This is a genomic window from Flavobacterium sp. Sd200 (assembly GCF_009826935.1).
In the GTDB taxonomy this organism is placed as follows: Bacteria; Bacteroidota; Bacteroidia; order Flavobacteriales; family Flavobacteriaceae; genus Flavobacterium.
Window position 1 is genome coordinate 582,320 of sequence record NZ_WUMN01000003.1, and the last position, 25,950, is coordinate 608,269.

Here is a 25,950-nt window from a genome sequence, read left to right on the forward strand (position 1 = left end):
TTACAGCATCAATCATATTTTTACGAACATATACAGACCTGTAGGGAAACCTGCAGGTTTTTTGTTTTCAATTTCTAGTACAGTACTACGACGGAGTTGATGACTCTCTTTTAAAGCCGAATAAACATGCTAATGTAATGTTAAGTATTCCTTTACAGAATAAGCCAACCATCATAATGTTGTATATTTAGGTTTTTCGAATAGTAAATAAGTTGCATGTTTACATTTTTCATTAACCCCAAAAAGCCTTTAACAGTGTTTTGTGCACTGGGGGCAGCATGTGTAGTTATGAGTTGCAGTTCTAAATTTGTAGAGAGCCAGATAGTGTTTGATCTTCCCATCAATAAAACCATGCAGGATTTGCTTGCAGGTTATGATACTGATGGCGATAAACGTATTACCAAAGACGATGCCCCGGTCAATAAAGACTATTTTATGACCAGCACTAAGGGCGACACAGTTATTTTGCGCAATACCTACTATATCAGCAACCTTTTACAGGAGCTTGCCATTGCAAACGACGGAGACCATGATCATCTGCTTATATCTTTACGGCAAATACAGGAACCTCCGGCCGAACGTATTTCGCGCCGCATTCGCACCCAGTTCTGGGACGATCTTACCCGTACGATAGACGAAGACGGCCTGCACCGCATAGTGGGTGATGATAAAATGCACGACACGCAGCACCGCATTTATGTGCCTTACAACGATAGTGTTGGCATTGCCTATTTTAAAGATGTGCAAACCCGTATACCAAACCTTGAGGTGGCAATTTTACCGAAAGATATTACAAGCGAATATGTAAAATCGATTAACGATAAGCCGGGAATATTAGCCCTTAAAATTGAGACTGGCAAGGGAGTGCCCTTCGTGGTTCCCGGTGGCAGGTTTAACGAAATGTATGGCTGGGACAGCTATTTTGAAGGTATTGGCCTGTTACTCGATAAACGTATAGATCTCGCTAAAGGCATGGTAGACAATTTTTGCTATCAGATAAAATACTATGGCAAGATACTCAACGCCAACAGGTCTTATTATTTAACGCGCACACAGCCGCCATTCCTGTCTTCTTTTATAAGGGAGGTATATCATGCCATGCATGCTAAAGACAAAGAGTGGCTTGCCGAAAGTCTTGCGATTGCCATTTTAGAATATGAAACCGTATGGATGGGAGGTAAACGCTATACCGAAAATACAGGACTTAACCGCTATTATGCCGATGGTATTGGGATTCCGCCCGAAACAGAGCCCGGGCATTTTAAAGAGATACTGCAAAGCTATGCACATAAACACAACATGACCGAAGCCGAATTTGAAGAGGCTTATAAAAACGGGACTGTTCAGGACACAACACTCGACCGTTATTTTGTGCACGACCGCACGCTTCGCGAAAGTGGGCATGACACCAGTTGGAGGCTGGACAATGTGGCTGCCGACCTGAACTGTGTAGATGTAAACTCACTGTTATACAAGTATGAAAAAGACTTTGAGTTTTTAGTGGGTACTTATTTTAAAGATGGCTTTAAAGGACTGAGCGGAAAAGTGTACACTGCGGCCTATTGGCATGAGAAAGCCGAAGCCCGAAAGTTATTGATACATAAATATATGTGGAACGAAAAGGCACAGGGATTTTTTGATTACAACCAAAAAACGGGCACTCAGTCAGATTTTATGTCGGCTACCAATTTCTTTCCGCTGTGGGCAGGGTTAGCAACAAAAGATGAAGCCTCTAAAATGGTCGCAATATTAATGAAAGAGCTCAAGGCTCAGGGTGGTTTTACGGGCAGCAGCAAGGCGTCGCTCGAAAAATATGCAGTGGCAGATGTGCAGCGACAGTGGGATTATCCTAACGGATGGGCTCCGCACCAGATGATGTTGTGGAAAGGTCTTATAGATTATGGCTATGAAGATGAAGCCCGCGAAATGGTGTACCGCTGGATGTGGACCATTACGCAAAATGCAGTAGACTACAACGGCACTATTCCTGAAAAGTATGATGTGGTAAATGCTACCCACAAGGTTTATGCTGAGTATGGCAATGTAGGTACTGATTTTGCCTACATTACCCGTAGCGGCTTTGGATGGATGAATGCCTCCTACCAATATGGCATGAGCCTGCTGCCCGAAGAATACATTAAAAAGCTCGACAATTTAGAAAAGCCCGAGGATGTGTTTGTAAAGAATTAGGTTGTGTACTTTATAAAAACAAAATCGCCCCGAAATATTTCGGGGCGAAGTGTATAGATCAGACCACTAAATTACTGCTTTACTTTTAGCTTAGACTTATAGTTTTTTTGCAGCTTATCCATTTTAGGTGCAATAACGGCACGGCAGTAAGGCTGGTTACCGTTAAGTGCATAATAGTCCTGATGGTAGTCTTCGGCAGGATAGAACTTACTTGCAGCTGTTACAGCCGTCACGATTTTTTTGCCCTCAAAAATATTCTGGTCGGTTAGGAGTTTAATAAAATTCTCTGCTGCCGCCTTTTGAGCTTCGCTAGTGTAAAATATCTCACTGCGGTATTGTGTGCCTACATCGGCCCCCTGCCTGTTTAGGGTTGTAGGGTCGTGTGTGGCAAAAAATATTTCCAAAAGGTCTTCATAAGCTACCTCTGCGGGGTTAAAAGTAATCTGTATGGCTTCGGCATGGCCTGTTTGCCCTGTGCAGACATCTTTATAGCTTGGGTTTACGGTTGCCCCGCCAATGTATCCCGATACTACTTTTTCAACCCCTTTAAGGTCGGTAAAAAATGCTTCGGTGCACCAAAAGCACCCACCGGCAAATATGGCAGTCTCTGTTTTTGTATTGTCCATTTTTAAATCTCCTTTTTTAACTTGTTGTGAAATTTTGCCCAGGCTTTCGGCCGTTGGGTCTTTTTCGTTACCCTGGCACGATATTGCAAACATGGCCAGTAGTATTGCGGTTATCTTTTTCATATTTGGTACACAAAATCAATTGTTATGGTAAAGCAGTTTGTTTTGTTAACTAAACTTTACAATACTATACATTAAATATTGTGCCAAAAAACGTTTATTATGTTTTAAAATGTTTGTTTCTTTGTGCAAAAGCGTACCGATGATAGAAGCCAGAAACATACACAAATATTATGACGACCTTCATGTTTTAAAAGGGGTAGACCTGTATATTGCCAAGGGCGAAATAGTATCTGTTGTAGGGGCCTCAGGTGCCGGAAAAACCACACTGCTGCAAATATTGGGTACGCTCGATAAACCTGATGCAATGGCTGATGCCTCGCTTGTAATAAACGGGCAGGATGTTGTTCATATAAAAGACAAGGCACTCTCGCATTTCAGGAATCAGCAGTTGGGTTTCATATTTCAGTTCCATCAGTTAATGCCCGAGTTTACTGCACTCGAAAATGTATGCATACCTGCATATATTGCCAATAAACCAAAAACCGAAATCGAACAGGAAGCCAAAAGGTTATTGGATTATTTAGGGCTGTCGCATCGCATCAATCACAAGCCGGGAGAGCTTTCGGGCGGAGAGCAACAAAGGGTATCGGTAGCAAGATCGCTAATAAACAAACCAGCCGTTATTTTTGCCGATGAACCATCGGGCAATCTCGATACGGCATCGGCCGAAAACCTGCACAAACTGTTCTTCAAGCTTCGCGATGAAATGGGGCAGACATTTGTTATTGTGACCCACAACGAAGAGCTTGCCAATATGGCAGACCGTAAGCTTGTTATGAGTGATGGAAAAATCATCAGTGGGCATACAGAGCCAAAAGAGGATGTGTCTTTGATGTAATTAACCGTGTTCCTGATAAAAAATAAAAACGCCCCGTTTCCGGAGCGTTTTTGGTAACTATTCGTTTTGATATTGATTTAGTCATTAAAATAGAAGCCTACAGGCGCAACACCCATAGTTAAAGTTTGCTGTAACGTGCCTGTTAGTGAGTACACTTTAGCCTGGCCGTTAGCAGTAAATGTTCCCGATCCAATATAAATATGATCATCTTCAACCTCAAAGCCTAAGATATTTGCACCTGAGTTAAATAAAGATGCTGTTGGCAATGTAGTGCTTACAAGATTTGTTTTATATACTTCTGTACCAATGGTGTAGTATATCGAGCCATCTTCTATAATAAGATTTTTAGGGTGTGTAATACCCGGAAATTCTGTTACTGTAATAATTGCATTATTGGAGGTATTAATTCTCGTAATGCTACCTGTTGTTTCTACAGGATCATACATAGAATATCCTTCGCACAATACATATAGGGTGCCGTTCTCTTCTTCTAAAGAATCAGGTATACCGCCCACGGTTATGTTAGCCTCTACAGTATTGTTTGAAAGGTTAATAACGCTCACGCTGTTGCCGGAGCTCCAGCCGCCCCTGTGCGTAACATACAGTTTGCCGTTCTCTTCAATAATTTTTTCAGGCCCTTCTGCTACAGATATTCTTGTGCTGGTAAGCGAGTTGGTGGCAAGGTCTATTACCGCAATATAGTCGTCAGCAGCGCTATTGCCTGCTCCCCAGCAGGTAACGTAGCCTTTTCCGTTTGCAAAAGTAATGTAGCGTGGGTTGGTAAGCCCAGTGTTTAATGTAGCTATTGGAGCAAAAGTATAACGGTTAACAATTTCTACTTTGTGCGAGTTGTTTACCACAATATAAGCTTTATCACCTTCAAGGCCAATATCCTGCCCAACATCGCCCAACGGACGCCCGGCAAGTGTGGCAAAAATATCGTTCTCTACAGCAAAAGAGTTTGAAAAATAAGATACTGATGCGTTGGCACTGTTAAAGTTACCCTGGTTTAAAACGATAACGCCTGTTTGATAAGCTCCTGATGCCACAGCTGCATCATCATCGCTGCTACAGGATACAAAAAACAGCGATCCTGCAAATAGCGTTAATAATAATTTGTTAAGTTTCATGTATTAAAAATTTAGGTTAAGATACAAATTATAATTGCGACCCGGCATTGGGCGCGATGCCATACTTAAATATTGTGAATTATAAAGATTATTTACCTGTGCACCAACGCTGCACCCTTTCAGGAATTTAAAGGTATATTCGGCTCCGGCCGAAGATACATTGTAAGGATTTATGTTTCCTGAAGCATCGGTAGTATAAAATACCTCACCGGTAAACAGGTGGCGGTAATAAAACGAAACATTCTTATAGCTGTATGCTGCCGATGCGGTGGCTTTATGTATTGGCACATACATCATTTGATTATTGCTGCCGTCTTCGCGAGATATGGTGTAAGCATATGTTCCGCTAAGGTTTATGTGACTGTAGCCTATTTTTTTATCATATCGTAATACCGATTCCATACCATATGTTTTTGCTTTGCCCACGTTTTCCGGCCTCCACAAACCACTGGCGTCGGGCACCCAACGCAGCATATCGGTTAGTTTTATGTAATAAGCAGTAAGGCTCAATGTAACGCCTTTGTGGGTAAAAACATTACCTACTTCGGCTTGGTATGAACTTTCGGGTTTCAGGTCGGGGTTACCACTGCCTTGCCAGTAAAGGTCATTAAAAGTAGGTATCCTGAAATTGCGCGATGCGTTAAACTTTAATGTATAAAACTTTGCTACTGCAATATTGGCACCTGCCGAGAATAGCAATGGGCTGTTATAAACATCGCTCACTTCCTGACGCAAACCCAGTTCATATTGAAGCCTGTTGGTAGCCTGATGGCTTAACAGCAAACTGCCCGAACCGATATTTCGTTTTTTATTTATAATGTCCGAACCTTCGCCATTATTTTGAGTATAGTCTGCAATTGCGTTTAGTTTTAATTTCGGGCTAAAATTATATGTTGCGTCATAGCGTCCAATAAACGTTCTTACTTTGCCGAAAGTGTGTGTGTTACTGTTATAAACTTCAAAATATTTGTATTTTTCCTTTAAGTAGGCCACTTTAAGTCGGGATGTAAAGCGGTTATAGGTGCCAGTCCATTCCAGTAGGTTTCGGGTATTTGTATCATCATACATACTTCTGGACGGTGCTGCCAGCGTGCGCGAAAAATGCCTTTGCCCATCAAAAGCATAGGTGTAAAAACGCAGTATGTTTTTAGCGTTAAGCCTATAAGCAAATGCTGCATTAATACTGGTGTTGTAATATTGGCCGTTGTCGTTATAAATATCGTAGCCCGGAAATTTATAATCGTTGTCGCTGCTGTTTCGGCTCACGCTCACATTGCTGCTAAATCTGTCGGTTGCTGCCTTGAGCTTATAGTTAAGTCCAAAGGTATTATAGCTGCCATAATCGGTTCTTATCTGATTGGAAAACATATTTCCAAAAGCCAGTTCGTTGTCAAGGTGTATGCTGCCGCCAATAGCGCTACTGCCATACATAACGCTTCCGCCTCCTGCACGTGCCGATATGGTGGTAAAATCGCGTGTATTGATCGTATTAAAATCGGTTTGCCCGTTGAGTTGGGAGTTTATATTGATTCCGTTCCATATAACTGCTGTTTGTTGTGATGTTGTTCCCCTGAATGAAGGAGATGACACCATGCCCAAACCATTTTCTTTAAAATAAATAACAGTGTTGTATTGCAAAAGTGAGGTTAACGATGCCGCATTACGGCTAATGATAGAATCGTTGAGGTGTTGTACCGATTGGGATACAGAAAAATCACGCAATTGCGTATCGGATATTACAACTTCTTTGAGTTGTACAATACTGTCCTGTTGCGCTGCAAGCTTGCAGAACGTAAGGAGCAATAACGGTAGGGAAATATGTTTTACAGTCATAAATGCAGGAACCTTTTTTCCCGAAGGCTCTTTAATTGTTTAGGCTTAAGGCAGGTCTCCTGGCTTGCGTGCTGTTGTTTACCTTCCCGCTCATAGAGCAGTGGTGTGCAGTTAACAACAGCCTCCCTAAAAGAGAGATAAGCTTACAGTTGCGGGAACAGCCCGGGCATTAAACCCGGTTCCCTTTTAATGCTTTGCGCTGTGGGCACAAATGCAACCTTAGGTGTACACAAAGATATATTGAATTTTTAATTTATACATTTGCAGCTATCTAATTTTATGTATGAAGAAGCTTTATTACCTGCTGTTTGTTTCGTTATCTGTACTTTTTTCATGTAAAAAAGAAGTGCAGTCCCAAAAGGCTATTGCCCAAGAAAGCACTAATACGGTTAAATATGCCAAAGGACTCGAAATATATAATTATCAGGGATATAGTGTGGTAAAAATTACCCAGCCCTGGCCCGGTGCTAAAGAGAGTTATACTTACATAATGCAGCAAGAAGGAGCTTCAATACCCGATAGCCTTAAACAATTTACCACTATACCCGTGCCTTTAAAAAGTGTTGTAGTTACAAGTACAACACACATACCATCTTTAGAGATACTTGGAGTAGAAAATACATTGACTGGCTTTCCGGGACTTGATTATATATCATCTGTAAACACACGCAAGCGTATAGATGGAGGCAAAGTAAAAGAGGTGGGTAAAAACGAAAGCCTTAATACTGAAGTACTGATAGACCTTTCGCCGGATGCTGTTGTAGCATTTAGCATTAGCAGTGTCAATAAAACCCTTACTGCCTTAGAGCAAAGTGGACTTAAAGTTATTTATAATGGCGACTGGACAGAGCAATCGCCGCTTGGCAAAGCCGAGTGGATAAAATTTTTTGGAGCCTTATATTGTAAAGAAGCCAAAGCCAATGAACTCTTTGCTAAAATTGAGAACGATTATAACGCTGCACTTAAGCTTGCGCAAAAAGTAAACAATAAACCAACAGTTGTGGCAGGCGCATTATATGAAAATCAATGGTATATGCCACAGGGAGGCAGTTGGGCAGCCTTGTTTTTAAAAGATGCAGGAGCTAACTACCTGTGGGCTGACAGTGAGGGCACAGGCAGCCTGAACCTGTCTTTTGAAACAGTGTTAGAGAAAGCTCAGGATGCCGATTTTTGGATAGGCCCAAGTCAGTTTACATCATTAAAAGAAATGGCCGATGCCAATCCGCACTATTCGCATTTTAAATCGTTTCAAAACCAAGCGGTATATTCTTTCAGTACCAAAAAGGGAGCAACAGGCGGACTGTTGTATTATGAGCTTGCACCAAATCGCCCCGATCTGGTGTTAAAAGATCTTATAAGCATACTACACCCGGAGTTGTTGCCTGGATATGAACTTCAGTTTTTCGAAAAACTAAAATAATTTGAATACTACCAACCGCCATATAACGCTTTTTGTTGCTTTGGGCATTGCCCTCGTGTTGCTTTTTATGGCAAACATAAGCCTGGGTGCGGTTAAAATTCCACTTAGCGATGTAGCGCAAAGCCTTACAGGTGGCGAAGCATCTAAAACCAGTTGGCAGTATATTATACTAAATTACAGGTTGCCCAAAGCCATTACGGCATTATTGGCGGGCATGGGGCTGTCTATAGGCGGGTTAATGATGCAAACGCTTTTCCGTAACCCTCTTGCTGGCCCCGATGTGTTGGCCCTAAACAGTGGAGCAAGCCTTGGGGTGGCTTTCGTTATCCTTGCTTCGGGTATTTTGCCCGCAGCAATGGTCGGTTTATTTCTATCGGCATACGGTATTGTGCTGGCAGCCACAGCAGGTAGCTTTATAGTATTGCTTGCTGTGCTTGCAGTGGCGCAACGCGTGCGCGATACGATGGCAATTCTTATCATCGGGCTCATGTTCAGCAGTTTTACCGGTGCTATTGTTGGGGTGCTGACCTATTTTAGTACCGCCGAACAGTTGCAAAAATATACTTTTTGGGCTATGGGAAGCCTTGGCAACCTGCCATGGAATAATATTATACTGTTAGCAGTAGTTATTGCAATAGGGCTTGCTCTTGCCCTGCTTACCATTAAACCCCTTGATGCTTTGCTGCTTGGCGAACGTTATGCAAAAAGCCTGGGTATAAATTTTAAGCGTACACGTTTTATAATTATAATGGCAACAAGCCTCCTTACAGGCTGTATTACTGCCTTTGCGGGGCCTATTGCCTTTGTGGGGCTGGTGGTGCCGCATATTGCCAAACTGATCTTTAAAACCAGCAGGCATGGAATTCTGTTTTTAGGTACGCTGCTCACAGGAGCTGTATTGATGCTTTTTTGCGATATTTTTACACAACTGCCTGGCAGCAGTTTTATATTGCCCATTAATGCCATAACCTCTATTATTGGTGCTCCGGTTGTTATAGCATTATTGCTTAGCAAACGAAAAGGTATTTTTAATTAACGTTTATGAAAGCTGCTCAAATTATACTCGAAGCAAAAGATCTTAGCATTGGCTATACTGCCAGGAAAGTGGCTGTGACTGTAGCATCTAATATTAATTTTTGCCTGAATAAAGGCTCGTTAACGGCATTGATTGGGGCGAACGGCATAGGTAAAAGTACGCTGCTAAAAAACCTGACCGGACTTGAAAAACCGTTAGCAGGAGAGGTACTACTTGATGGTAGGAGTATAAAAAATTATACGGCTGCTCAATTGTCGGAGAAACTGAGCATTGTTTTAACCGAAAGCCTGCCCCCAAGCAATCTTACTGTTTATGAACTTGTGGCGTTAGGGCGACAGCCCTATACCAACCGAATGGGAAACCTTTCTCAGGAAGATCATGCTAAGATTGAAAATGCCTTAGCGCTGACCGAAACGCTGCATCTGTCTGAAAAAAAGCATTTTGAAATTAGCGATGGGCAGTTGCAAAAAGTACTTATTGCCAGGGCTCTTGCCCAAGATACACCATTGATCATATTAGACGAACCTACTACGCATCTCGATTTTCAGCATAAGGTAAACTTATTGCAACTGCTAAAAAAACTCACAACAGATGAAGGTAAATGCATACTGTATTCTACTCACGATCTTGACCTTGCCTTGCAAATGAGTGATGAACTGATGGTTATGAAGCCGGGAATTGTTCAAACCGGAACACCACAACAGTTAATAGAGAGCAATGTTTTTGATGATCTTTTTACTGATGGGAATATTGGTTTTGATGCCGTTAACAAGCGTTTTTTTGTGAGGTAACAATCTGCTGGGTTTACAACAGTATTATAATATAAACTGTTGATTATAAAAATAGTTATATTTGTTACATCTGTAATTTTGAGAGGGTTCGGTAATGAAGATACAGTTTTTTAAAGAGGCTAAAAAGATATGGGAAGGAATTGCACAGGATGCCCGTGTCGATGTGCTTAATTTTGAATTGGAAATACACAAAAAACTGCTCAGTATTTTCCAGGTTGGGGATTATTACTATTTTATTTTCAACGTAGGCAATGCCGAGTTTGAATATGTAAGTCCGGAAATAGAAAAAATATTAGGGTATAACGAAAGCATTACCGCAATTGATTTTTTAAACAATATACATCCGGAAGACCAACCTTATTTTTTGAATTTCGAAAATACACTGCACAATTTTTTCAGGGGGCTTCCCTTAGAAAAATATACAAAATATAAGGTGCGTTATGATTTCAGGATAAAAAATACAAACGGAGACTACATAAGGCTGTTGCACCAATTGGTTATTTTACAACATGATGATGAGGGTAACATTACCCGCTCGTTAGGCATACATACTGATATTGGCTACCTTAAACCGGAGGGAGTTCCTATGCTTTCGTTTATTGGCATGGAAGGCGAACCATCTTTTACAAACGTGCAGCCCAATGCTATTTTTACACCGGCAAAAGAACTTTTTTCAAAGCGTGAAAAACAGGTGCTCAGGCTTTTGGCAGAGGGTAAAAGCAGTGCCGATATTTCGGGTATTTTAAACATAAGTAAATTTACTACCGATACGCACCGCCGCAATATGATGAAAAAAACATCTACGCACAGCGGTGTAGACCTTGTAATGAAATCTGTAAAAGAAGGCTGGATATAAGCCAGGAGAACCTTTAACAAAAGCTAAACACTAATAGCTTTTGCATTGATTATATTTACATATACAGTAAATAATAATCGTATGAGCAATACATTTACAATAAGTTATCCGGGAGATAAGGCCGGACTGATAGCCAAAATTAAAGGAGCCATTGGTAATAAAGGCCGTTTAAGCGGCAATGAGCAGTTGGGTAATTTTGAGGGTAGTACTCCCATTGGCAGCTTCGAAGGATCGTATGCTATAGAAGGTAATGATATTACCGTTACCATAGATAAAAAGCCCTTTTTAGTATCTTATGGCAGGATACAGGAGGAGTTTGAAAAAGCCCTTAAAAATGTGTAACCATGTCTAAGATATTTTGCCTGCTTTGTTTTTTATCTGCTGTTTTAGCCAATGCTCAGCTGCCTGAAATGAAAGTGAGTAAAAGCGGTTTTGAGCCTGTTGTGGTCTCCATACCTACTACATCTAACGAAAAACTGACAGAGCTTACAAAAGCATGGCTACAGGAAATTGTACATAACAATCCGGATAGGGGAAAAGGTTATGAGGTGTCCGGCGTTACAGAGAACAGCGCAACCGTAACCGGATACAAGCGCAATGCTTTTTTTTACCGCAGTCTCGGAGAAACCTATAATCATAATATTGACTATACGATGCAATTGGTGTTCCGCCAAAACAGTTACGATGTTACTTTTACAGTTAACCAAATCTACACTGATAACAATGTGGCTGTAAAATCGGCATTGGCAGATTATTTTACTAACAGTGGTGGGCTTAAGGAAGGATATTATGGGCTGGACGCATCGCTGAACAAAACAGTTAATGCTTTGGTGCAGTCGCATTATGACTTTATACTATCACACAGATAAATAATAAAAACATATAAGCTATGAACCCAGGAACTGACGACCCTAAAGACCTAGGTGCCAAAAAAATAGGCAATCAGGAAAAACAGAGCAATAAGAACGAAGGCTTTAGCGGAGATAATTTGCCTAAAAATTACGATCCATCTAAAGATAAACTAAAAGCCGAACTCGAACAAAAGCAGGATGGAGAAACGGTTGTGCAGCAGCGCGCCCGCGATGTAGATGAAAAGAAAGCACCGCCCGTAAACAGCAATGATGACAAAACTACCCGCAATGACGGCAAAGTGGTAAGCAAAAGCCGCGGCACTGCCAACGAAAAAGAAGAGGTAGAAAGTGTCGAGAATCGTGACTTTAACAGCGATACTAAAAAAGCACCACGTTAATACGGCAAGTTTAAATCGCTTTTTTTAATCCCATTTTTTCGGCTTTTGCCATCATAAATTCGTAGGCAGCCTTGTGGTCGTTGTGTATTTCGCCTTCCAGTATGGCTTCTTTAATGGCCTCTTTAAGTACACCAATTTCACGGCCCGGTTTAAGGTTAAAGATTTCCATGATCTCTTCGCCTGTAATTGGCGGCTGAAAATTGCGCACATGGTCGCGTTCTTCAACCTCTACAATTTTTTGACGTACGATCTTAAAGTTGTTATGGTATTTTTTAAACTTATTAGGGTTTTTGGTGGTTATGTCGGCTTCGCAAAGTGTCATTAGGCTTTCTACATCCTCTCCGGCATCAAATACCAGTCGGCGCACTGCCGAATCAGTCACAATATCCTGCGCAAGCACAATCGGGCGTGAGCTCAACATGACCATTTTAGAAACAAATTTCATTTTTTGGTTCAATGGCATGTGCAGACGTTCAAACAATTTTTTAACCATTTTTCCACCCAAAAACTCATGTCCGTGGAATGTCCACCCCACTTTTTTACTGAATTTTTTGGTGGGTGCTTTTCCAATGTCATGCAGTAATGCGGCCCAGCGAAGCCAAACATCGTCGGTATTAGGAGCAATATTATCTACTACTTCCAGTGTGTGGAAAAAGTTATCTTTATGCGTTTGCCCCTCAACTTCTTCAACACCTTGCAGTGCAGTAAGTTCGGGCAGTATTATGTGTAATAAACCTGTTTGGTGCAATAGTTTAAACCCTACAGATGGCACAGGTGTAGAGAGAATTTTATTCAGTTCATCTACAATGCGCTCTCCGGTAATAATTTTAATACGCTCTTTATTACGTTCTATAGCTTTAAGCGATTCTTCTTCTATAGTGAAACCCAGTTGGGTTGCAAAACGAATGGCACGCATCATGCGTAACGGGTCGTCGCTATAAGTAATATCTGGATCCAATGGCGTGCGGATTATTTTGTTCTTAAGATCTTCGACCCCGTTAAAAGGGTCCAGCAGTTCACCAAAATTATCGGCAGATAGCGACAGAGCCAGGGCATTTATGGTAAAATCACGACGGTTTTGGTCGTCTTCCAGCGTGCCATTCTCTACAATAGGGTTACGGCTGTTTTTGTTATACGATTCTTTTCGGGCACCTACAAATTCAATATCGATGTCCTCAAAGCGAAGCATGGCAGTGCCATAGGTTTTAAAAACCTGAACTTTAGGCTTATGAGGCAATAATGCCGATACTTTTTGGGCAAGGTCTATACCGCTGCCTACAGCTACAATATCTATATCTTTTTTAAAATCACGCTGCAATAAAAAATCGCGCACAAACCCGCCAATAACATAGCTGTTTACGTTTAACTGAGTGGCAGCCTGCTTTGTAATTTCAAAAATGCGGTTTTGCAGGGCTTCTTTATATATGGTTTTGTTTTCCATTAAGGTCGTATCACTTTTACCTGCAGGTTGTTGCCAATCTTTATTATAGTAGAAGGCTTTGCCGCAGTTTTTTCGTGATGCAAATTTACAATATAGTCTACGCCATCCAAAATATGGTGGTCTATTTCTTTAAACGAAGTTGGTGTGGGCTGCCCGCTAATGTTTGCCGATGTAGAAACCAGTGGCTTTTTCATGCGTTCCATGAGCTTAAAGCAAAAGGGCTCTTTAACCATACGTATGCCCAGTGTTTTGTCCAGGGCTATAATGTTTGGAGCTACGTTGCGCGGATTATCGAGTATGAGAGTGGTAGGTTTTTCAGACAGGTCCATTATCTGGAAGGCTACATCGGGAATTTCTTTAAAAACATTATAGAGTAAGCGGTCGCTGTTCATGAGCACTATCATGCTCTTGGTTTCTTCGCGTTGCTTTAAGGCGTATATTTTTTTAACAGCTTCAGGATTAGTGGCATCGCAGCCTATGCCCCAAACCGTATCGGTAGGATACAATATAATGCCACCGTTTTTAATGGCTTCAAAAGCGTTGTGTACTTCGGTATTTATATCGGGTGTGTTCATTTGTAATTGTTTAAGGTTGTTACCACTTTTTGTATTTCCTCATCCGTAAGCACCGGGCTTATGGGCAGGCTCAATACCTCTTCGTGAATTTGTTGTGTTACAGGGAACGATAAATGGCTGAATTCTTTATATGCCACCTGCCTGTGTGGCGGTGTGGGGTAGTGTATCAGGGTTTGAATACCGTTCTGAGACAGATATTGCTGTAGCTTTTCCCTGTTCCTGGTACGTATAACAAACAAATGCCACACGTGCTGCTTGTCATTATCGGGCCATTGCGACGGTATAATTTCAGGGTTGTTAATGGCATCTGTATAAAAACGGGCTATTTGCCTGCGGCGTTCATTTTCGTGGTCAAGGTATTTCAGCTTAACGTCAAGTACGGCCGCCTGAATTTCGTCCAGTCTTGAATTTAAGCCTTTATATTTATTTACATATTTTTCCTGGCTGCCATAATTGGCCAATGCGCGAATGGTTTGGGCCAAAACATGGTCGTTAGTGGTTACCGCTCCGGCATCTCCCAAGGCACCAAGGTTTTTGCCCGGATAAAAGCTGAAACCTGCTGCATCGCCTAAATTTCCGGTTTTAATGCCCTGCCATTCGGCTCCTATGGCCTGTGCGTTGTCTTCAATAATTTTTAGGCTATGTTTTTCAGCCAATTCCTTTAGCTGATTAGAAAATACTGCCTGCCCATACAAATGCACGATCATTATCGCTTTTGTTTTGATTGTAATGGCTTTTTCTATCAGTGCGATATCTATGTTATAGTTGTCAATGTTAGGCTCAACAAAAACAGGGGTAAGGTTATTGTCTGTAATAGCCAGAATACTTGCTATGTAAGTATTGGCAGGTACAATAACTTCGTCGCCCGCCTGTAGAACTCCTAGCTCTAAATAGGCTTTAAATATCAGTCGGAGTGCATCAAGCCCGTTTGCAACGCCAATGGCATTTTTAGTGCCTATATATGCCGATAGGTTTTTCTCAAAACCTTTTACTTCATTGCCCAAAAGATACCATCCGCTGCGAAAGGTTTGCAGCAGCCGCTCCTCAATTTCCTGCTGGTGAAGCAGGTTTATTTTTTGCAGGTCGAGAAATTTTATCATGCTATAAAAGTAGTAAATACTGCTTAAACAAAAAGAGTTTTACAAATGTTAAGACTTATAGAACAACATAGGGGTACTGAAATAGAAATCTCTATATTTGCCGTTTATAAATTTTGGTAGGGAGAGCGTAAAATAGTAAAGTATGAGGATACCGTTTGTTAAAAAAATCAAATTAGTTTATGGAATTCACAGATATAATAAACATGTTAGTTCTGTGGGTACAAATTGCCAGTATAATATTGTTTATCGCGCCTGCACGCCGACATCAGAAATTTATTTGGATGAGGTTTTAAATACATTAAGTACTTAATGAAAATACTGGCAGATCCTCAAATATTCAATGCTCAGGTTTATGGTGGTATTTCGCGCCATTATACAGAAGTGTTCTCTGAACTCGATAAAAATACTGAAATAGAGATCAATATACCTGTATATGTTTCTAAAAACGAGTACCTAAAAGTAAGCAGGCTTTATAAAGAGCAACATAAGCGTTATGACGTTTTGTTCGGGCTCTTTTCTAAGTTGGGTATAAGCACCCGTAAAATGGTTAAAAAGTGGAATAATAAAAAAACTATTAAGGCTTTGCAGAAAAAGGATTATGACGTTTTTGCAGTAACTTATTATGATGCGTATTTTTTAGAACATTTGCAAGGCAAACCTTTTGTGCTTACGGTTTATGATATGATACATGAGCTTTTTCCGCAGTATTTTAATGATGCAGCAGAAATCGCAGCAAATAAGCTGACACTAATGAAAAGAGCTGCGAGAATTATTGCTATTTCTCATAACACTAAAAATGATATCCTAAAAATCTATCCTGAAATTGAAGAGGACAAGATAGAGGTAATTTATCACGGAAATTCTATATTGCCACAGGTTAACAAGAGTATAGATGTTCCTGAAAACTATATTTTGTTTGTAGGAGTGAGGGACAATTATAAAAATTTTGAATTTTTGGTTCGCTCAGTTAAAGAACTGTTCGAGGCTGATGCGAGCCTGAAACTTATATGTGCCGGAGGTGGCAGTTTTAAGAAAAATGAATTAGCATTGCTTGAAGAACTGAATCTTACAAATAGTGTTATGCAAAAGCGATTTGAAGACGACAGCGAGTTAGCCTTGTTGTATAAAAATGCAAAATGTTTTGTTTTTCCTTCAGAATATGAGGGTTTTGGAATACCGGTACTTGAAGCTATGGCCTGCGGATGCCCAATAGTTTTAACAAAAAACAGTTCTTTTCCTGAAGTTGCTGCCGAAGCAGGGATTTTTTTTGAGTTAGGTAATCAGGCAGACCTAAGGGAAAAGATAAGTTTGGTAGTTTACAACAAAGATGTAAGAGATCAGTATATAGAAAAAGGATTAAGACATGTAGAACGGTTTACCTGGCAGGACACAGCGATAAAAACCTATGAGGTTTATCGTGCTGCTATGGGTTAGTAGTAAGGCTCTCAAGATAAATTTTATATAATATCAAATGAAGTTTTCGGTAATTACAATAAATTATAATAATGCAGCAGGGTTAGAGAAAACCATTAAAAGTGTGGTGTCTCAAACCTATACTGAATTCGAGTTTATAATTATTGATGGAGGAAGTAATGATGGCAGCAAAGAGATTATAGAAAAGTACACCGATAAAATTTCATATTGGGTAAGCGAAAAAGATAAAGGTGTTTACAATGCCATGAATAAAGGTATTAAGGCAGCTAAAGGTGATTTTGTAATATTTATGAATTCAGGCGATCTTTTTTTTAATCAGGCGGTGTTGCAGGCTACAGATACTGAAATTAATCAGGACTATGACATTTATTATGGCAACAATATTAAAAAAAGTCCAACATCAGAAAGATTAAAAACCTATCCTGCCAAGCTTAGTTTTTCGTTTTTTTATTCCAGTTCTCTTAATCATCAGGCAGCCTTTATAAGGCGTTCGTTGTTTGATGAATTGTTTTATTATAACGAAGAATTTAAAATAGCTTCCGACTGGGAATTTTTTGCCTATGCCATTTGCCACAAGAACATCCCTTATAAATACCTTGACCAAACCATTTGTGTTTATGATTTTACAGGTATATCAACAACGGCTTCAGATGTTTTTGCTAAGGAAAAAAAAGAAAGTATAAAAAAGTATTTTCCGGCTTTTGAAGAAGATTATATAGATATATCGTTGCTTACTTCTAAAAGGGTACAACAGGTTTTACATATACAAAAACACAAAGTTGCCTGGAAAGTACTTAAGAGCCTAATCTCTATAGTATTGCTTTTTGTTCCGCGTTCAAAAAAATAGGCCTATAGTACAAACGCTTTGTGTACAAATTAATTATAGTAACTTTGCCTCATAAAACAAAACAATGCTATGAGAAAAATCCATGTTGGTTTTCTTTTGTCGTATGATTATGAAAAGCTTAAGCTTTCCATTCCGCCTGTTTATAAAGAGGCTGACAGGATTTTTATAGCCGGGGATGAAAATTATTTAACATGGTCCGGTAATAAATTTGAAGTCGATCCTTCTTTTTTTGAATGGATAGAGGAGTTTGATACAGAAAATAAGATAGAGTTTTACAGGGATAATTTTTACATACCCACTCTTACACCCATACAAAACGACACGCGCGAAAGACACATGCTGTCTTTAAAAATGGGTATTGGTAATTGGTTGGTGCAGGTAGACAGCGACGAATATTTTGTAGACTTTGTCGGTTTTGCAAAAGAACTGAGAAAACGAAATTCGTTTTTAGATGACCCTGAAAAAAATCCTGTACAAATATCGGGCTTTCATATAGACATTTATAAATATGTAGATGGAGGCATACTCTATGTAAAAAACACCTGCAAGGCACTTTTTGCTACTAACTATCCTAACTATAAGCAGGCAAGACAAACCCGCGAAAGGATTATTTATACAGATGCTTTTACGTTTCACGAATCACTATCGCGTTCTGAAGCCGATTTAGAGAACAAGATAAACAACTGGGGGCACCGTGATGAGGTTAATCCTGAGTTTTTATCGAAATGGAAAAGAGCCAATAAAGACAACTATCAGGAGATAAAAGATGTTTTTTATCTTAACGGCACGCAGTGGAAAGAATTAGGCTACCTGCCCGTTACAAATATGGAAGACATAAAACGTCATTTTGCGCAAACTAAAGAAATGGAAATTTCTAAAACCTTTTTGCTTAAGAAAAATTTTGGGCAATGGTTTAAACACCTTTTTAAAGGAGGCAAACACGAATTTGAAAAATACTTTTAACGATAAAGTTTTAAATATTCGGCTGCGGCTTTGTCCCAGCTAAAAAAATCGGCACGGCTCTTTATCTTTTCAAGATAAGGAGCCGGGTTGTTTTTAAAGGCTTCTAATTTTTGTGTAACCACATTACTCATATATTCAGGGTCAAAATCATTCCAGTAGAAAGCAGCGTCTCCACCCACTTCAGGTAATGATGTTTTATCTGACAAAAAAACAGGCTTTTCAAATTTCATTGCCTCAATGGCAGGAAGGCCAAACCCCTCGCGTATCGACGGAAATAGAAAGGCTTCGCAGTTGGCCATAAAATATTGCTTGCCTTCTTCGCTCACTTTGCCAGTTAAAAAAACACTGTTTTCTAAACCTTTAAGCTTAATATAGTCTTTTATATGCTGCCCGTAAGCTTTATCGTTTCCTCCCGAAATTACAAGGTTGTATCCCGGCATAACCTCCATCATTTTTACTAAGGCAAGAAAGTTCTTGCGCTCTATAAAATCGCCTATGCTGTAAAAAAAAGGTTTATCTAAGGGTATGTTTGGGGTGTAGTTTTTATAATCTACAAATTCAGATATGGGGTTGCCATTATAAATAACGGTTTCCTGTACATTAGGGATGTCAAAATACTGATGGGTTTGTTGTCTTGCAAATTCAGATATGTAAGTAATAACATCTGCCCGTTTTATCTTTTCTTTCAACACAGCAATGTTAGGGGCGGCATCTTTAGGACTTTGCTCTTCCATAAAGTTAACGTCGTGTATGGTAACAATATATTTGCCGGGCTGCCTGTAAGGCTCTACTTTAGTGTTTTGGTTGAGGCTGTGCCACACATCAAACTTTTTACGGATCCTTAAAAATGCATGGCGTTGCAGGCTGCTGTATTGGTGGTATTTAAAGGTGTTGCCAAACTGCTCCTGTGCCTTTTTTACATCTTTAAGGTTCAGGTAAATGTCAAGATCACTGGTGGGCTGGTTTGCTATGGCTTTAATAAGTTCGTAGTTAAATGTACCCAAACCACCGGCACGATTTTTCATGTTATGCGACTCCAGGAAAACAGACCTCATGCTTTTTTTTTGGTAAAAATATCGATTAATTTAGATTAGCAACCCTGTAATACTTATTTTTGTTCAAATTATTTTTATGCAGTTTCGCATTCATCCCGATTTTAAAAACATAACGCAAAGCCTCATATCTGTTATTGATAACTTTAAAGAACAGGGTAAGGATTTTGTTATAGGTACCCGAAATATTATTAAAGAGTTTGAGGTAGAAGGTAACAACGTTATTGTAAAATCGTTTAAAATTCCTAATGCCCTTAACCGCATTATATATAGCTATTTCAGGAAATCTAAAGCGAGGCGTTCATATGAATATGCCATAAAGCTACAGGAAAAAGGCATAGGTACGCCACAGCCTTATGCTTATTTTGAAAACCGTGACGCCTTTGGGCTTAAAGACAGCTACTACATTAGCGAACATTTATTTGCCGACCTGACGTTTAGAGAGCTTGTTGAGGTTCCTGATTTTCCGGAGCACGATATTATATTGAGGCAGTTTACCCACTTTTGCTATATACTGCACGAAAAAGGGATTGAGTTTACAGACCATTCTCCTGGCAACACGCTCATAAAGAAAACTGCACCGGGACAGTACAATTTTTATTTGGTAGACCTTAACCGCATGAATTTTCATGAACACATGAATTTTGACCTGCGTATGGAAAACCTGAAAAAATTAACTCCAAAAGAAGAAATGGTTGCTGTGATAAGCAATGAATATGCTAAATATTACAACAAGCCTGAGCAGGAAATTTTTAAAACGCTTTGGGATAAGACCTCCGAATTTCAGAGGAAGTTTTGGAGAAAGAGAGCATTGAAAAAGAAATTAAAGTTTAAAAAACCATAATTTACAGACAGTACAATGAAAGCATCTGTTATTATGAGCACTTATAATGCCGAAGCCTGGCTTGAAAAAGTTATATGGGGCTTTAGCGTGCAAACCGAACAGGATTTTGAAATTATTATTGCCGATGATGGTTCGGGGCCTAAAACAAAAGAGTTGTTAGACAGGCTGCGTGCCGAAATTAATATGCCGCTGGTTCATGTATGGCAGGAAGACAACGGTTTCCAAAAAACACAGATACTGAATAAAGCTGTTGTAGCATCTGCATCTGACTACCTTATTTTTACTGATGGTGACTGTATTCCGCGTGCCGATTTTGTAGCTACACATTTGCAACACAGGCAACAGGGATATTTTTTATCCGGCGGATATTTTAAGCTGCCGATGGATATTTCACAAGCCATAACAAAAGAGGATATTGCTGCACAAAACTGTTTTGATGCAAAATGGCTAAAGGCAAATGGTTTTAAAGGTAGTACTTTGAAACTTACTGCCAGTGGTTTAAAAGCTAAATTACTAAACTTTTTTACGCCCACTAAAGCCACATGGAATGGGCATAACGCATCGGCATCAAAAAAAGACATTATAGAAGTAAATGGTTTTAACCGCCAAATGCAGTATGGCGGCGAAGATCGCGAAATGGGGGAGAGGCTTTTTAATAAAGGATTAAAGGCTAAACAAATTAGGTACAGTGCTATTTGCGTGCACTTAGACCATGCCCGTGGTTACGTAAACCCTGAAATGTGGAAAAAGAATAATGAAATAAGAGAATATACCCGTAAAAATAAAGTTGTACGAACTGATACAGGTATTGAATAACAGATACCAATCTGCAAGGTTTTTAAAGATACAGGTGTTCGGAAATAAGGGGCAGTCCAGCTCCGGTAGGAGCGACATGTTTATAGAAAAATGAACGGGATTTCTGTGAGCTTCGGAGAAGCGACATGTAAAAATAATATGTCGCCTCTCTGGGGCTTAAAAACCGCTCTTTTTCTTTGCTATAAACATTCCGTCCCTCCGGGACTTACTTTCTGTACAAATGAAAAAAATACATCAATTATCTTCCGAACACCTATGGTTCTAAAACCTTTTAGGCTTAGATAAAAAACATTTAACCCAAGTTCAGGTTAATTTACTTCAAGATATTTTTCTAACGAAGGTAAAACAAGTTGCGGTGTAAACTCTTCATACAATCGCATGGCTTCTTTTTTCATTTCCTTCGGCATTTTACTGCCATAAAGTTCCGGTTTAAAATCATGCAGGTGGACTGATACAACAGTTTTTCCATCATCAAACGAGTTCCACGCCGATTTGTTAATCCATGTGGAAAAGATTGTAAAGGTTGGAATTTTAATAGCTTTTGCCATGTTTACGGCACCGCCCTCGTTGCTGATAAGCGCATCACAGTGATACAGAACCGATAAAAACTCTCTTATAGTTCCGGGTGTAATGTCCATCCTTATTTTTTCACGGGTTTCCGGCTTGCATAAATTATAAATTTCGATAGCCTGTTCTGCCTGTGCAGGTATGTAATTAAATACCAATGTAACATCTTCTTTGGCAATAACATCCAGTAGTTGTGCCATGTATGGAGCCGGATAAGTTTTATTCTTGCCACTGCCCAATACACCAATCATATAAAGTTTAGAGGCTTTATCAAGCCCTTTTTCAGCCACTATACGTTTTCCGTTTGCTATTTCCGCATCGCTCATATATATAATAGGGCGGTTGCTAAGTTTAGCATCAGGCTGTAAAACTTTTAATAGCTGTAAACGGTTGTCTACTGCAAGACCGGCATTGCTAACCGGGATTTTTAATTCTTTTACCGTATCGGTATATAAAAAACTGGTGTAGCTTTTATAGAACCCTATTTTTTGTTTGGAGCCGGAGAATGCCACTATAAGATTACTCTCTAATATACCATAGGCATCTATAACAATGTCATATTTTTCTTTTCGCGTTTTAATTAAAAACTGTAAAAAGTGCCATTTGTTTTGGCGGTATTTGTTGTCGAACAAAATCACCCGGTCTATATTAGGGTTATTTTCTACTACAGGTTGAGTAAACGGATAGATAAGATATTCAATACTCGATTGTTTATATATTGCCTTAAGGTTGTTGCAAATAATAGAGCTTACCAAAACATCGCCTATCATTTTTTGCTGGATAACCAAAATTTTAAGTTTAAGGTTTTCAGGCTCGGCGCGTTGCATCTCTACTAAATACACATAACGCATGTATTCGTCCTGAGCAAGTATATCGGCAATTTCATAACCGCGCCTTCCGTTAAGAAAGCCCAGTTTTAAAACATAATATTTAAAGAACCTGAACCACGGCCTTAGTTTATAGTGAAAAAAGTTAGGTTTAATGTTCTTGTCCAGCAACTCTTTGGCTTTAAGCCGGCTGTACATTAACCTTTTGCTTAAAAAATCTTCTTTGTTTTTAAACGAATAGTGATCTATTGCATATCGTAACGAACCTACCGCTCCTTTAATATCCAGTTTTTCGTGTACAAGCTTTTTAGAATAACGGCACTTTGACCTCCTGAATATACGGATGGTCTTATCGGTATTAACACTGTTATTTATTAATGGTTTGCCTTCATAATAAAAAGTTCGCTTTACTAAAAAAGCTACCTCTTCCGGCTGGCTGTTAATTTTTTTCCTTATCTCTGCAATACCTTTTTGCGATACTCTTTCGTCGGCATCAAAAAAAACGACCCAGTCATAAGAAGCCAGGTCTATAGTATAGTTGCGCTGAGAAGAAAAATCGTCAAATACCCTTTGATAAAAACGCACATGCGGAAATTCCTCCCTAATAATTTTAGGAGTATTATCGGTACTAAAAGAATCTACAACAACGATCTCGTCGGCAAACGACATGTTGTGCAGATATTCCCTTATATTATGCTCTTCGTTAAAAACAATGGCAAGGGCAGATATTTTTGTGGCAGGTTTATCCATTTATTAAACCGCTACATCATATTCGCGTAAAGCGTTGTTAAGCGATGTTTTAAGATCGGTAGAAGGTTTGCGTTTTCCAATAATAAGTGCGCATGGCACCTGATATTCGCCTGCTGCGAATTTTTTTGTATAACTGCCCGGTATAACTACACTGCGTGCAGGTACAACACCTTTCATTTCTACAGGCTCGTCTCCGGTAACATCAATTATTTTTGTACTGGCTGTAAGACATACGTTAGCTCCAAGAACAGCTTCGGTCTCAACGCGAACACCTTCAACTACTATACAGCGAGATCCAATAAAGGCGCCATCTTCTATAATAACGGGTGCAGCCTGTAGCGGTTCAAGCACACCGCCAATGCCTACGCCACCACTAAGGTGTACATTTTTACCTATCTGTGCACAACTGCCCACGGTAGCCCAGGTGTCAACCATAGTTCCTTCATCTACATAGGCACCAATGTTTACATAACTCGGCATTAATATAACGCCCGATGATATATAAGCACCATATCGTGCTACAGCATTAGGCACCACACGAATGCCTTTTTCGGCAAAATTGCGTTTTAAAAGCATTTTATCATGATATTCAAAAATACCAGCCTCAAGTGTTTCCATTTTTTGAATAGGGAAGTAAAGCACCACGGCTTTTTTAACCCATTCATTAACCTGCCACCCTCCTTCAATAGGCTCGGCAACCCTCAGTTTTCCGTTGTCTATCAGTTCTATAACTTCGCGAATGGCGTTAATTGTGGTTTCTTCCTGTAGCAGGGCGCGGTCGTCCCATGCTTTTTCTATAATGGTTTGTAGTGTGGTCATGATATAAATTATAATTGGGCAAAGATAGCAAACCTATTAAAATAGACTATTTATTGCCATAAATATCACAACAAAGCAGTATTAAATTATGGATGCAGTAAAAAAGGGCGTACCTTTAAAAATTGCATTTAAACTTATATAATATGAAAGATAATTTTTCAGCTCAGTCCGCTGCTTATTCTCAATTTCGTCCACACTACCCGGCAGAGATGATACAGTATATACTATCTCATGTGCAAAATTTTGATATGGCCTTAGATGTTGCCACAGGAAACGGGCAGGTAGCGGTGGCATTGGCTCCTTATTTTAAAGAAGTATATGCCACAGATATTAGTACAAAGCAATTAGAAAATGCAAAACAGCTACCTAATATTATATATAAGGAGGGGAGTGCTGAAGAAACCGGTTTTAATAATTCGCAGTTTGACCTTATCACTGTTGCCCAGGCCATACATTGGTTTGATTTTGATGTTTTTTATAGAGAAATTAAACGGGTATTAAAACCAAATGGGATTTTAGCGGTAATGGGATACGGCGTTTTTTCTACAAATCTGGATACCGATATTATATTATCGCACTTTTATAAAGAAATTGTCGGGCCCTATTGGGATGCCGAACGCAAATATGTAGACGAAAACTATACTACAATACCATTCCCGTTTCGGGAAATTGAGAGCAGAAAGTTCTTTAACCGCTTTACCTGGACGTTAGAGCAACTTGTAGGATACCTTCAAACGTGGTCGGCAACACAACACTATATTAAAGATAAAGGTGTAGATCCGGTACACCTTATATATAATGACTTAAAAACTTCATGGCAAAAAAGCGATAAGCAAGTGTTTTTCCCGCTTTTATTAAGAATAGGGGAGGTGTGATCAATAATAAAAGCAGACTTTCTTTATAAGTAGCGGTCGTCTTAAGTGCTATTTTATAATGTCAGTACCCGCTTTTTGCTGTAGCCCTTCGCTGTGCTGCGGGGCTGTCGCGTCAATCGGGGCTAAGGGGTGGGGTAGTTTTGTGTTTGTGAGCTTTTTTACGTTAGTTTATTACAGGATTTGAGTGTAGCTTTCCTCTCTCCTTTGAGCAGGGGGAGGAAGTGAGGCTTTTACCAGATCCTTAAATCTTCACTCCAAACTCATTCTGTTATTAAAAAATAGCCAAAGCTTGGCTGTAAAACCCACCAACCTTTCAATATCCTAAAAAACCTTCAAAAAACTTTTCTTTGCAAACATCAGTTAAACAGTGAGTTAATAAAAACTTAAAAAAAAGATTAAAAAAAGGTTATGTAAAAGCTTGTAAAAGTAAAAAAGAGTGGTACTTTTGCACCCGCAATCAAGCACAAGTTCACTGACAGACTGACACAAGCAAAAAGAGAAGAAAACCTTTATATAATAAGAGTTTTGCTGTAAAGGCGGAGCTGTATTAATAGAGGAAAGCATCGAAAAAAAAGTTTAAAAAAAGTTTGCATGGAAAGGAAAAAGGTTGTTATCTTTGCCACCCCAAACCGAGAGGATTGGGAAGTTCATTGCAAGACTGAAAAGACCGGATTTTATTAAAGAATAGGCTTTGAAAAAGGCTGAAAAAATAAATAAAAAAAAGCTTGGATGATAAGGGAAAAAGATTTTATCTTTGCCCACCCAAACCGAAAGGAAAGGGAGTTCATTGCAAGACTGGTTGACTTTAAAACGAAGCTTAAAAAAATAAATTTTTTTTCAAAAAAAGCTTGTGAGTTTAAAAAGAAGTTGTAGTTTTGCAGCCGCTTAGAGAATGAGAGAATAAAGAAATTGAAAGTCTTTAAAACTTGAATCTTTAAACGGGTAAAA

25 protein-coding genes and 1 riboswitch are annotated in these 25,950 nt (G+C 39.5%); of the genes, 15 read left to right on the forward strand and 10 right to left on the reverse strand.

Going from position 1 to position 25,950, the window contains the following annotated elements:
- The first annotated feature begins 216 nt into the window (after positions 1-216).
- Positions 217-2,190: a trehalase family glycosidase gene (locus tag GR160_RS11775; RefSeq protein WP_160750060.1), complete on the forward strand. Its 1,974-nt coding sequence runs from the start codon at positions 217-219 to the stop codon at positions 2,188-2,190.
- Between the two features lie 71 nt (positions 2,191-2,261).
- On the opposite strand, the gene msrA is transcribed toward GR160_RS11775, so the two are convergent.
- Positions 2,262-2,939: a peptide-methionine (S)-S-oxide reductase MsrA gene (gene msrA, locus GR160_RS11780; protein WP_202390769.1), complete on the reverse strand. Its 678-nt coding sequence runs from the start codon at positions 2,937-2,939 to the stop codon at positions 2,262-2,264.
- Between the two features lie 139 nt (positions 2,940-3,078).
- Here msrA and GR160_RS11785 point away from each other — a divergent pair, with 139 nt between their 5' ends.
- The gene (locus tag GR160_RS11785) at positions 3,079-3,777 is read left to right on the forward strand and encodes an ABC transporter ATP-binding protein (protein WP_160750061.1); all 699 of its coding nucleotides are present in this window, start codon (positions 3,079-3,081) and stop codon (positions 3,775-3,777) included.
- Between the two features lie 77 nt (positions 3,778-3,854).
- Here GR160_RS11785 and GR160_RS11790 read toward each other — a convergent pair whose 3' ends face one another.
- Together GR160_RS11790 and GR160_RS11795 are read right to left on the reverse strand one after the other, a co-directional pair.
- Positions 3,855-4,907, reverse strand: a complete 1,053-nt coding sequence (locus GR160_RS11790) for a YncE family protein (protein ID WP_160750062.1) — start codon at positions 4,905-4,907, stop codon at positions 3,855-3,857.
- Between the two features lie 3 nt (positions 4,908-4,910).
- Positions 4,911-6,740 (reverse strand): TonB-dependent siderophore receptor, encoded by a 1,830-nt coding sequence (locus GR160_RS11795; protein ID WP_160750063.1) that lies wholly within the window; start codon positions 6,738-6,740, stop codon positions 4,911-4,913.
- A gap of 31 nt (positions 6,741-6,771) precedes the next feature.
- Positions 6,772-6,977, reverse strand: a riboswitch (cobalamin riboswitch).
- Between the two features lie 46 nt (positions 6,978-7,023).
- On the opposite strand from GR160_RS11795, the gene GR160_RS11800 reads away from it, so the two are divergent.
- The 7 genes from GR160_RS11800 (at position 7,024) to GR160_RS11830 (ending at position 12,092) form a co-directional block, all read left to right on the forward strand.
- Positions 7,024-8,160, forward strand: a complete 1,137-nt coding sequence (locus GR160_RS11800) for an ABC transporter substrate-binding protein (RefSeq protein WP_160750064.1) — start codon at positions 7,024-7,026, stop codon at positions 8,158-8,160.
- A 1-nt stretch (position 8,161) separates the two neighbouring features.
- Complete coding sequence (locus GR160_RS11805; protein WP_255478517.1) at positions 8,162-9,196, forward strand: iron ABC transporter permease; 1,035 nt, start codon at positions 8,162-8,164, stop codon at positions 9,194-9,196.
- A 5-nt stretch (positions 9,197-9,201) separates the two neighbouring features.
- On the forward strand, positions 9,202-9,987 hold the full coding sequence (locus GR160_RS11810; protein ID WP_160750065.1) for an ABC transporter ATP-binding protein: 786 nt from the start codon (positions 9,202-9,204) through the stop codon (positions 9,985-9,987).
- Between the two features lie 94 nt (positions 9,988-10,081).
- Positions 10,082-10,843, forward strand: coding sequence for a LuxR C-terminal-related transcriptional regulator (locus tag GR160_RS11815; RefSeq protein ID WP_160750066.1), 762 nt, complete (start codon positions 10,082-10,084; stop codon positions 10,841-10,843).
- Positions 10,844-10,924: 81 nt separating this feature from the next.
- Entirely contained in the window at positions 10,925-11,185 is a 261-nt protein-coding gene (locus tag GR160_RS11820) for a hypothetical protein (protein WP_160750067.1), read from the forward strand.
- A 2-nt stretch (positions 11,186-11,187) separates the two neighbouring features.
- Positions 11,188-11,712 (forward strand): hypothetical protein, encoded by a 525-nt coding sequence (locus GR160_RS11825; RefSeq protein WP_160750068.1) that lies wholly within the window; start codon positions 11,188-11,190, stop codon positions 11,710-11,712.
- 20 nt (positions 11,713-11,732) lie between these two features.
- Positions 11,733-12,092, forward strand: coding sequence for a hypothetical protein (locus GR160_RS11830; RefSeq protein WP_160750069.1), 360 nt, complete (start codon positions 11,733-11,735; stop codon positions 12,090-12,092).
- 10 nt (positions 12,093-12,102) lie between these two features.
- On the opposite strand, the gene GR160_RS11835 is transcribed toward GR160_RS11830, so the two are convergent.
- Genes GR160_RS11835 through GR160_RS11845 form a run of 3 tightly spaced genes read right to left on the reverse strand, consistent with a single transcriptional unit; the run spans position 12,103 to position 15,208 of the window.
- Positions 12,103-13,533: a CCA tRNA nucleotidyltransferase gene (locus GR160_RS11835; protein ID WP_160750070.1), complete on the reverse strand. Its 1,431-nt coding sequence runs from the start codon at positions 13,531-13,533 to the stop codon at positions 12,103-12,105.
- Positions 13,533-14,108, reverse strand: a complete 576-nt coding sequence (locus GR160_RS11840; RefSeq protein ID WP_160750071.1) for an L-threonylcarbamoyladenylate synthase — start codon at positions 14,106-14,108, stop codon at positions 13,533-13,535. The genes GR160_RS11835 and GR160_RS11840 overlap by 1 nt, the downstream gene beginning before the upstream one ends.
- A complete protein-coding gene (locus GR160_RS11845) occupies positions 14,105-15,208 on the reverse strand; it encodes a DegT/DnrJ/EryC1/StrS aminotransferase family protein (RefSeq protein ID WP_160750072.1) in 1,104 nt (367 codons plus the stop codon). Before GR160_RS11845 ends, GR160_RS11840 begins: the two co-directional genes overlap by 4 nt.
- A gap of 309 nt (positions 15,209-15,517) precedes the next feature.
- On the opposite strand from GR160_RS11845, the gene GR160_RS11850 reads away from it, so the two are divergent.
- From GR160_RS11850 to GR160_RS11860, 3 genes are all read left to right on the forward strand, one after another.
- Positions 15,518-16,642, forward strand: coding sequence for a glycosyltransferase family 1 protein (locus GR160_RS11850; RefSeq protein WP_160750073.1), 1,125 nt, complete (start codon positions 15,518-15,520; stop codon positions 16,640-16,642).
- Positions 16,643-16,679: 37 nt separating this feature from the next.
- Positions 16,680-17,489 carry a glycosyltransferase family 2 protein gene (locus tag GR160_RS11855; RefSeq protein WP_160750074.1) on the forward strand — a complete coding sequence of 270 codons (810 nt, stop codon included), beginning with the start codon at positions 16,680-16,682 and terminating at the stop codon, positions 17,487-17,489.
- 69 nt (positions 17,490-17,558) lie between these two features.
- Entirely contained in the window at positions 17,559-18,452 is an 894-nt protein-coding gene (locus tag GR160_RS11860; RefSeq protein ID WP_160750075.1) for a hypothetical protein, read from the forward strand.
- Here the strand turns inward: GR160_RS11860 and GR160_RS11865 are convergent.
- Positions 18,449-19,507 carry a glycosyltransferase family 1 protein gene (locus tag GR160_RS11865; RefSeq protein ID WP_160750076.1) on the reverse strand — a complete coding sequence of 353 codons (1,059 nt, stop codon included), beginning with the start codon at positions 19,505-19,507 and terminating at the stop codon, positions 18,449-18,451. The two genes, GR160_RS11860 and GR160_RS11865, sit on opposite strands and share 4 nt — an antisense overlap.
- A 76-nt stretch (positions 19,508-19,583) precedes the next feature.
- Between GR160_RS11865 and GR160_RS11870 the strand changes: the two genes are divergently transcribed.
- Together GR160_RS11870 and GR160_RS11875 are read left to right on the forward strand one after the other, a co-directional pair.
- Positions 19,584-20,348 (forward strand): Kdo domain containing protein, encoded by a 765-nt coding sequence (locus GR160_RS11870; RefSeq protein WP_160750077.1) that lies wholly within the window; start codon positions 19,584-19,586, stop codon positions 20,346-20,348.
- A gap of 15 nt (positions 20,349-20,363) precedes the next feature.
- Entirely contained in the window at positions 20,364-21,164 is an 801-nt protein-coding gene (locus tag GR160_RS11875) for a glycosyltransferase family 2 protein (protein WP_160750078.1), read from the forward strand.
- Between the two features lie 308 nt (positions 21,165-21,472).
- On the opposite strand, the gene GR160_RS11880 is transcribed toward GR160_RS11875, so the two are convergent.
- Both GR160_RS11880 and GR160_RS11885 read right to left on the reverse strand, forming a co-directional pair.
- Positions 21,473-23,308, reverse strand: a complete 1,836-nt coding sequence (locus GR160_RS11880) for a glycosyltransferase (protein ID WP_160750079.1) — start codon at positions 23,306-23,308, stop codon at positions 21,473-21,475.
- Positions 23,309-23,311: 3 nt separating this feature from the next.
- Entirely contained in the window at positions 23,312-24,127 is an 816-nt protein-coding gene (locus tag GR160_RS11885) for a 2,3,4,5-tetrahydropyridine-2,6-dicarboxylate N-succinyltransferase (protein ID WP_160750080.1), read from the reverse strand.
- Positions 24,128-24,270: 143 nt separating this feature from the next.
- Between GR160_RS11885 and GR160_RS11890 the strand changes: the two genes are divergently transcribed.
- Positions 24,271-25,002, forward strand: coding sequence for a class I SAM-dependent methyltransferase (locus GR160_RS11890; protein ID WP_160750081.1), 732 nt, complete (start codon positions 24,271-24,273; stop codon positions 25,000-25,002).
- A 677-nt stretch (positions 25,003-25,679) separates the two neighbouring features.
- Here GR160_RS11890 and GR160_RS19425 read toward each other — a convergent pair.
- On the reverse strand, positions 25,680-25,950 hold a 271-nt coding region (locus tag GR160_RS19425), incomplete at its 5' end, for a hypothetical protein (RefSeq protein ID WP_237421213.1).

Excerpts from the sequence above, each read along its gene's own strand:
- GR160_RS11775 (WP_160750060.1), top strand. The coding sequence starts at position 217 with ATGTTTACATTTTTCATTAACCCCAAAAAGCCTTTAACAGTGTTTTGT.
- msrA (WP_202390769.1), bottom strand. The coding sequence starts at position 2,939 with ATGAAAAAGATAACCGCAATACTACTGGCCATGTTTGCAATATCGTGC.
- GR160_RS11785 (WP_160750061.1), top strand. The coding sequence starts at position 3,079 with ATGATAGAAGCCAGAAACATACACAAATATTATGACGACCTTCATGTT.
- GR160_RS11790 (WP_160750062.1), bottom strand. The coding sequence starts at position 4,907 with ATGAAACTTAACAAATTATTATTAACGCTATTTGCAGGATCGCTGTTT.
- GR160_RS11795 (WP_160750063.1), bottom strand. The coding sequence starts at position 6,740 with ATGACTGTAAAACATATTTCCCTACCGTTATTGCTCCTTACGTTCTGC.
- GR160_RS11800 (WP_160750064.1), top strand. The coding sequence starts at position 7,024 with ATGAAGAAGCTTTATTACCTGCTGTTTGTTTCGTTATCTGTACTTTTT.
- GR160_RS11810 (WP_160750065.1), top strand. The coding sequence starts at position 9,202 with ATGAAAGCTGCTCAAATTATACTCGAAGCAAAAGATCTTAGCATTGGC.
- GR160_RS11815 (WP_160750066.1), top strand. The coding sequence starts at position 10,082 with ATGAAGATACAGTTTTTTAAAGAGGCTAAAAAGATATGGGAAGGAATT.
- GR160_RS11820 (WP_160750067.1), top strand. The coding sequence starts at position 10,925 with ATGAGCAATACATTTACAATAAGTTATCCGGGAGATAAGGCCGGACTG.
- GR160_RS11825 (WP_160750068.1), top strand. The coding sequence starts at position 11,188 with ATGTCTAAGATATTTTGCCTGCTTTGTTTTTTATCTGCTGTTTTAGCC.
- GR160_RS11830 (WP_160750069.1), top strand. The coding sequence starts at position 11,733 with ATGAACCCAGGAACTGACGACCCTAAAGACCTAGGTGCCAAAAAAATA.
- GR160_RS11835 (WP_160750070.1), bottom strand. The coding sequence starts at position 13,533 with ATGGAAAACAAAACCATATATAAAGAAGCCCTGCAAAACCGCATTTTT.
- GR160_RS11840 (WP_160750071.1), bottom strand. The coding sequence starts at position 14,108 with ATGAACACACCCGATATAAATACCGAAGTACACAACGCTTTTGAAGCC.
- GR160_RS11845 (WP_160750072.1), bottom strand. The coding sequence starts at position 15,208 with ATGATAAAATTTCTCGACCTGCAAAAAATAAACCTGCTTCACCAGCAG.
- GR160_RS11850 (WP_160750073.1), top strand. The coding sequence starts at position 15,518 with ATGAAAATACTGGCAGATCCTCAAATATTCAATGCTCAGGTTTATGGT.
- GR160_RS11855 (WP_160750074.1), top strand. The coding sequence starts at position 16,680 with ATGAAGTTTTCGGTAATTACAATAAATTATAATAATGCAGCAGGGTTA.
- GR160_RS11860 (WP_160750075.1), top strand. The coding sequence starts at position 17,559 with ATGAGAAAAATCCATGTTGGTTTTCTTTTGTCGTATGATTATGAAAAG.
- GR160_RS11865 (WP_160750076.1), bottom strand. The coding sequence starts at position 19,507 with ATGAGGTCTGTTTTCCTGGAGTCGCATAACATGAAAAATCGTGCCGGT.
- GR160_RS11870 (WP_160750077.1), top strand. The coding sequence starts at position 19,584 with ATGCAGTTTCGCATTCATCCCGATTTTAAAAACATAACGCAAAGCCTC.
- GR160_RS11875 (WP_160750078.1), top strand. The coding sequence starts at position 20,364 with ATGAAAGCATCTGTTATTATGAGCACTTATAATGCCGAAGCCTGGCTT.
- GR160_RS11880 (WP_160750079.1), bottom strand. The coding sequence starts at position 23,308 with ATGGATAAACCTGCCACAAAAATATCTGCCCTTGCCATTGTTTTTAAC.
- GR160_RS11885 (WP_160750080.1), bottom strand. The coding sequence starts at position 24,127 with ATGACCACACTACAAACCATTATAGAAAAAGCATGGGACGACCGCGCC.
- GR160_RS11890 (WP_160750081.1), top strand. The coding sequence starts at position 24,271 with ATGAAAGATAATTTTTCAGCTCAGTCCGCTGCTTATTCTCAATTTCGT.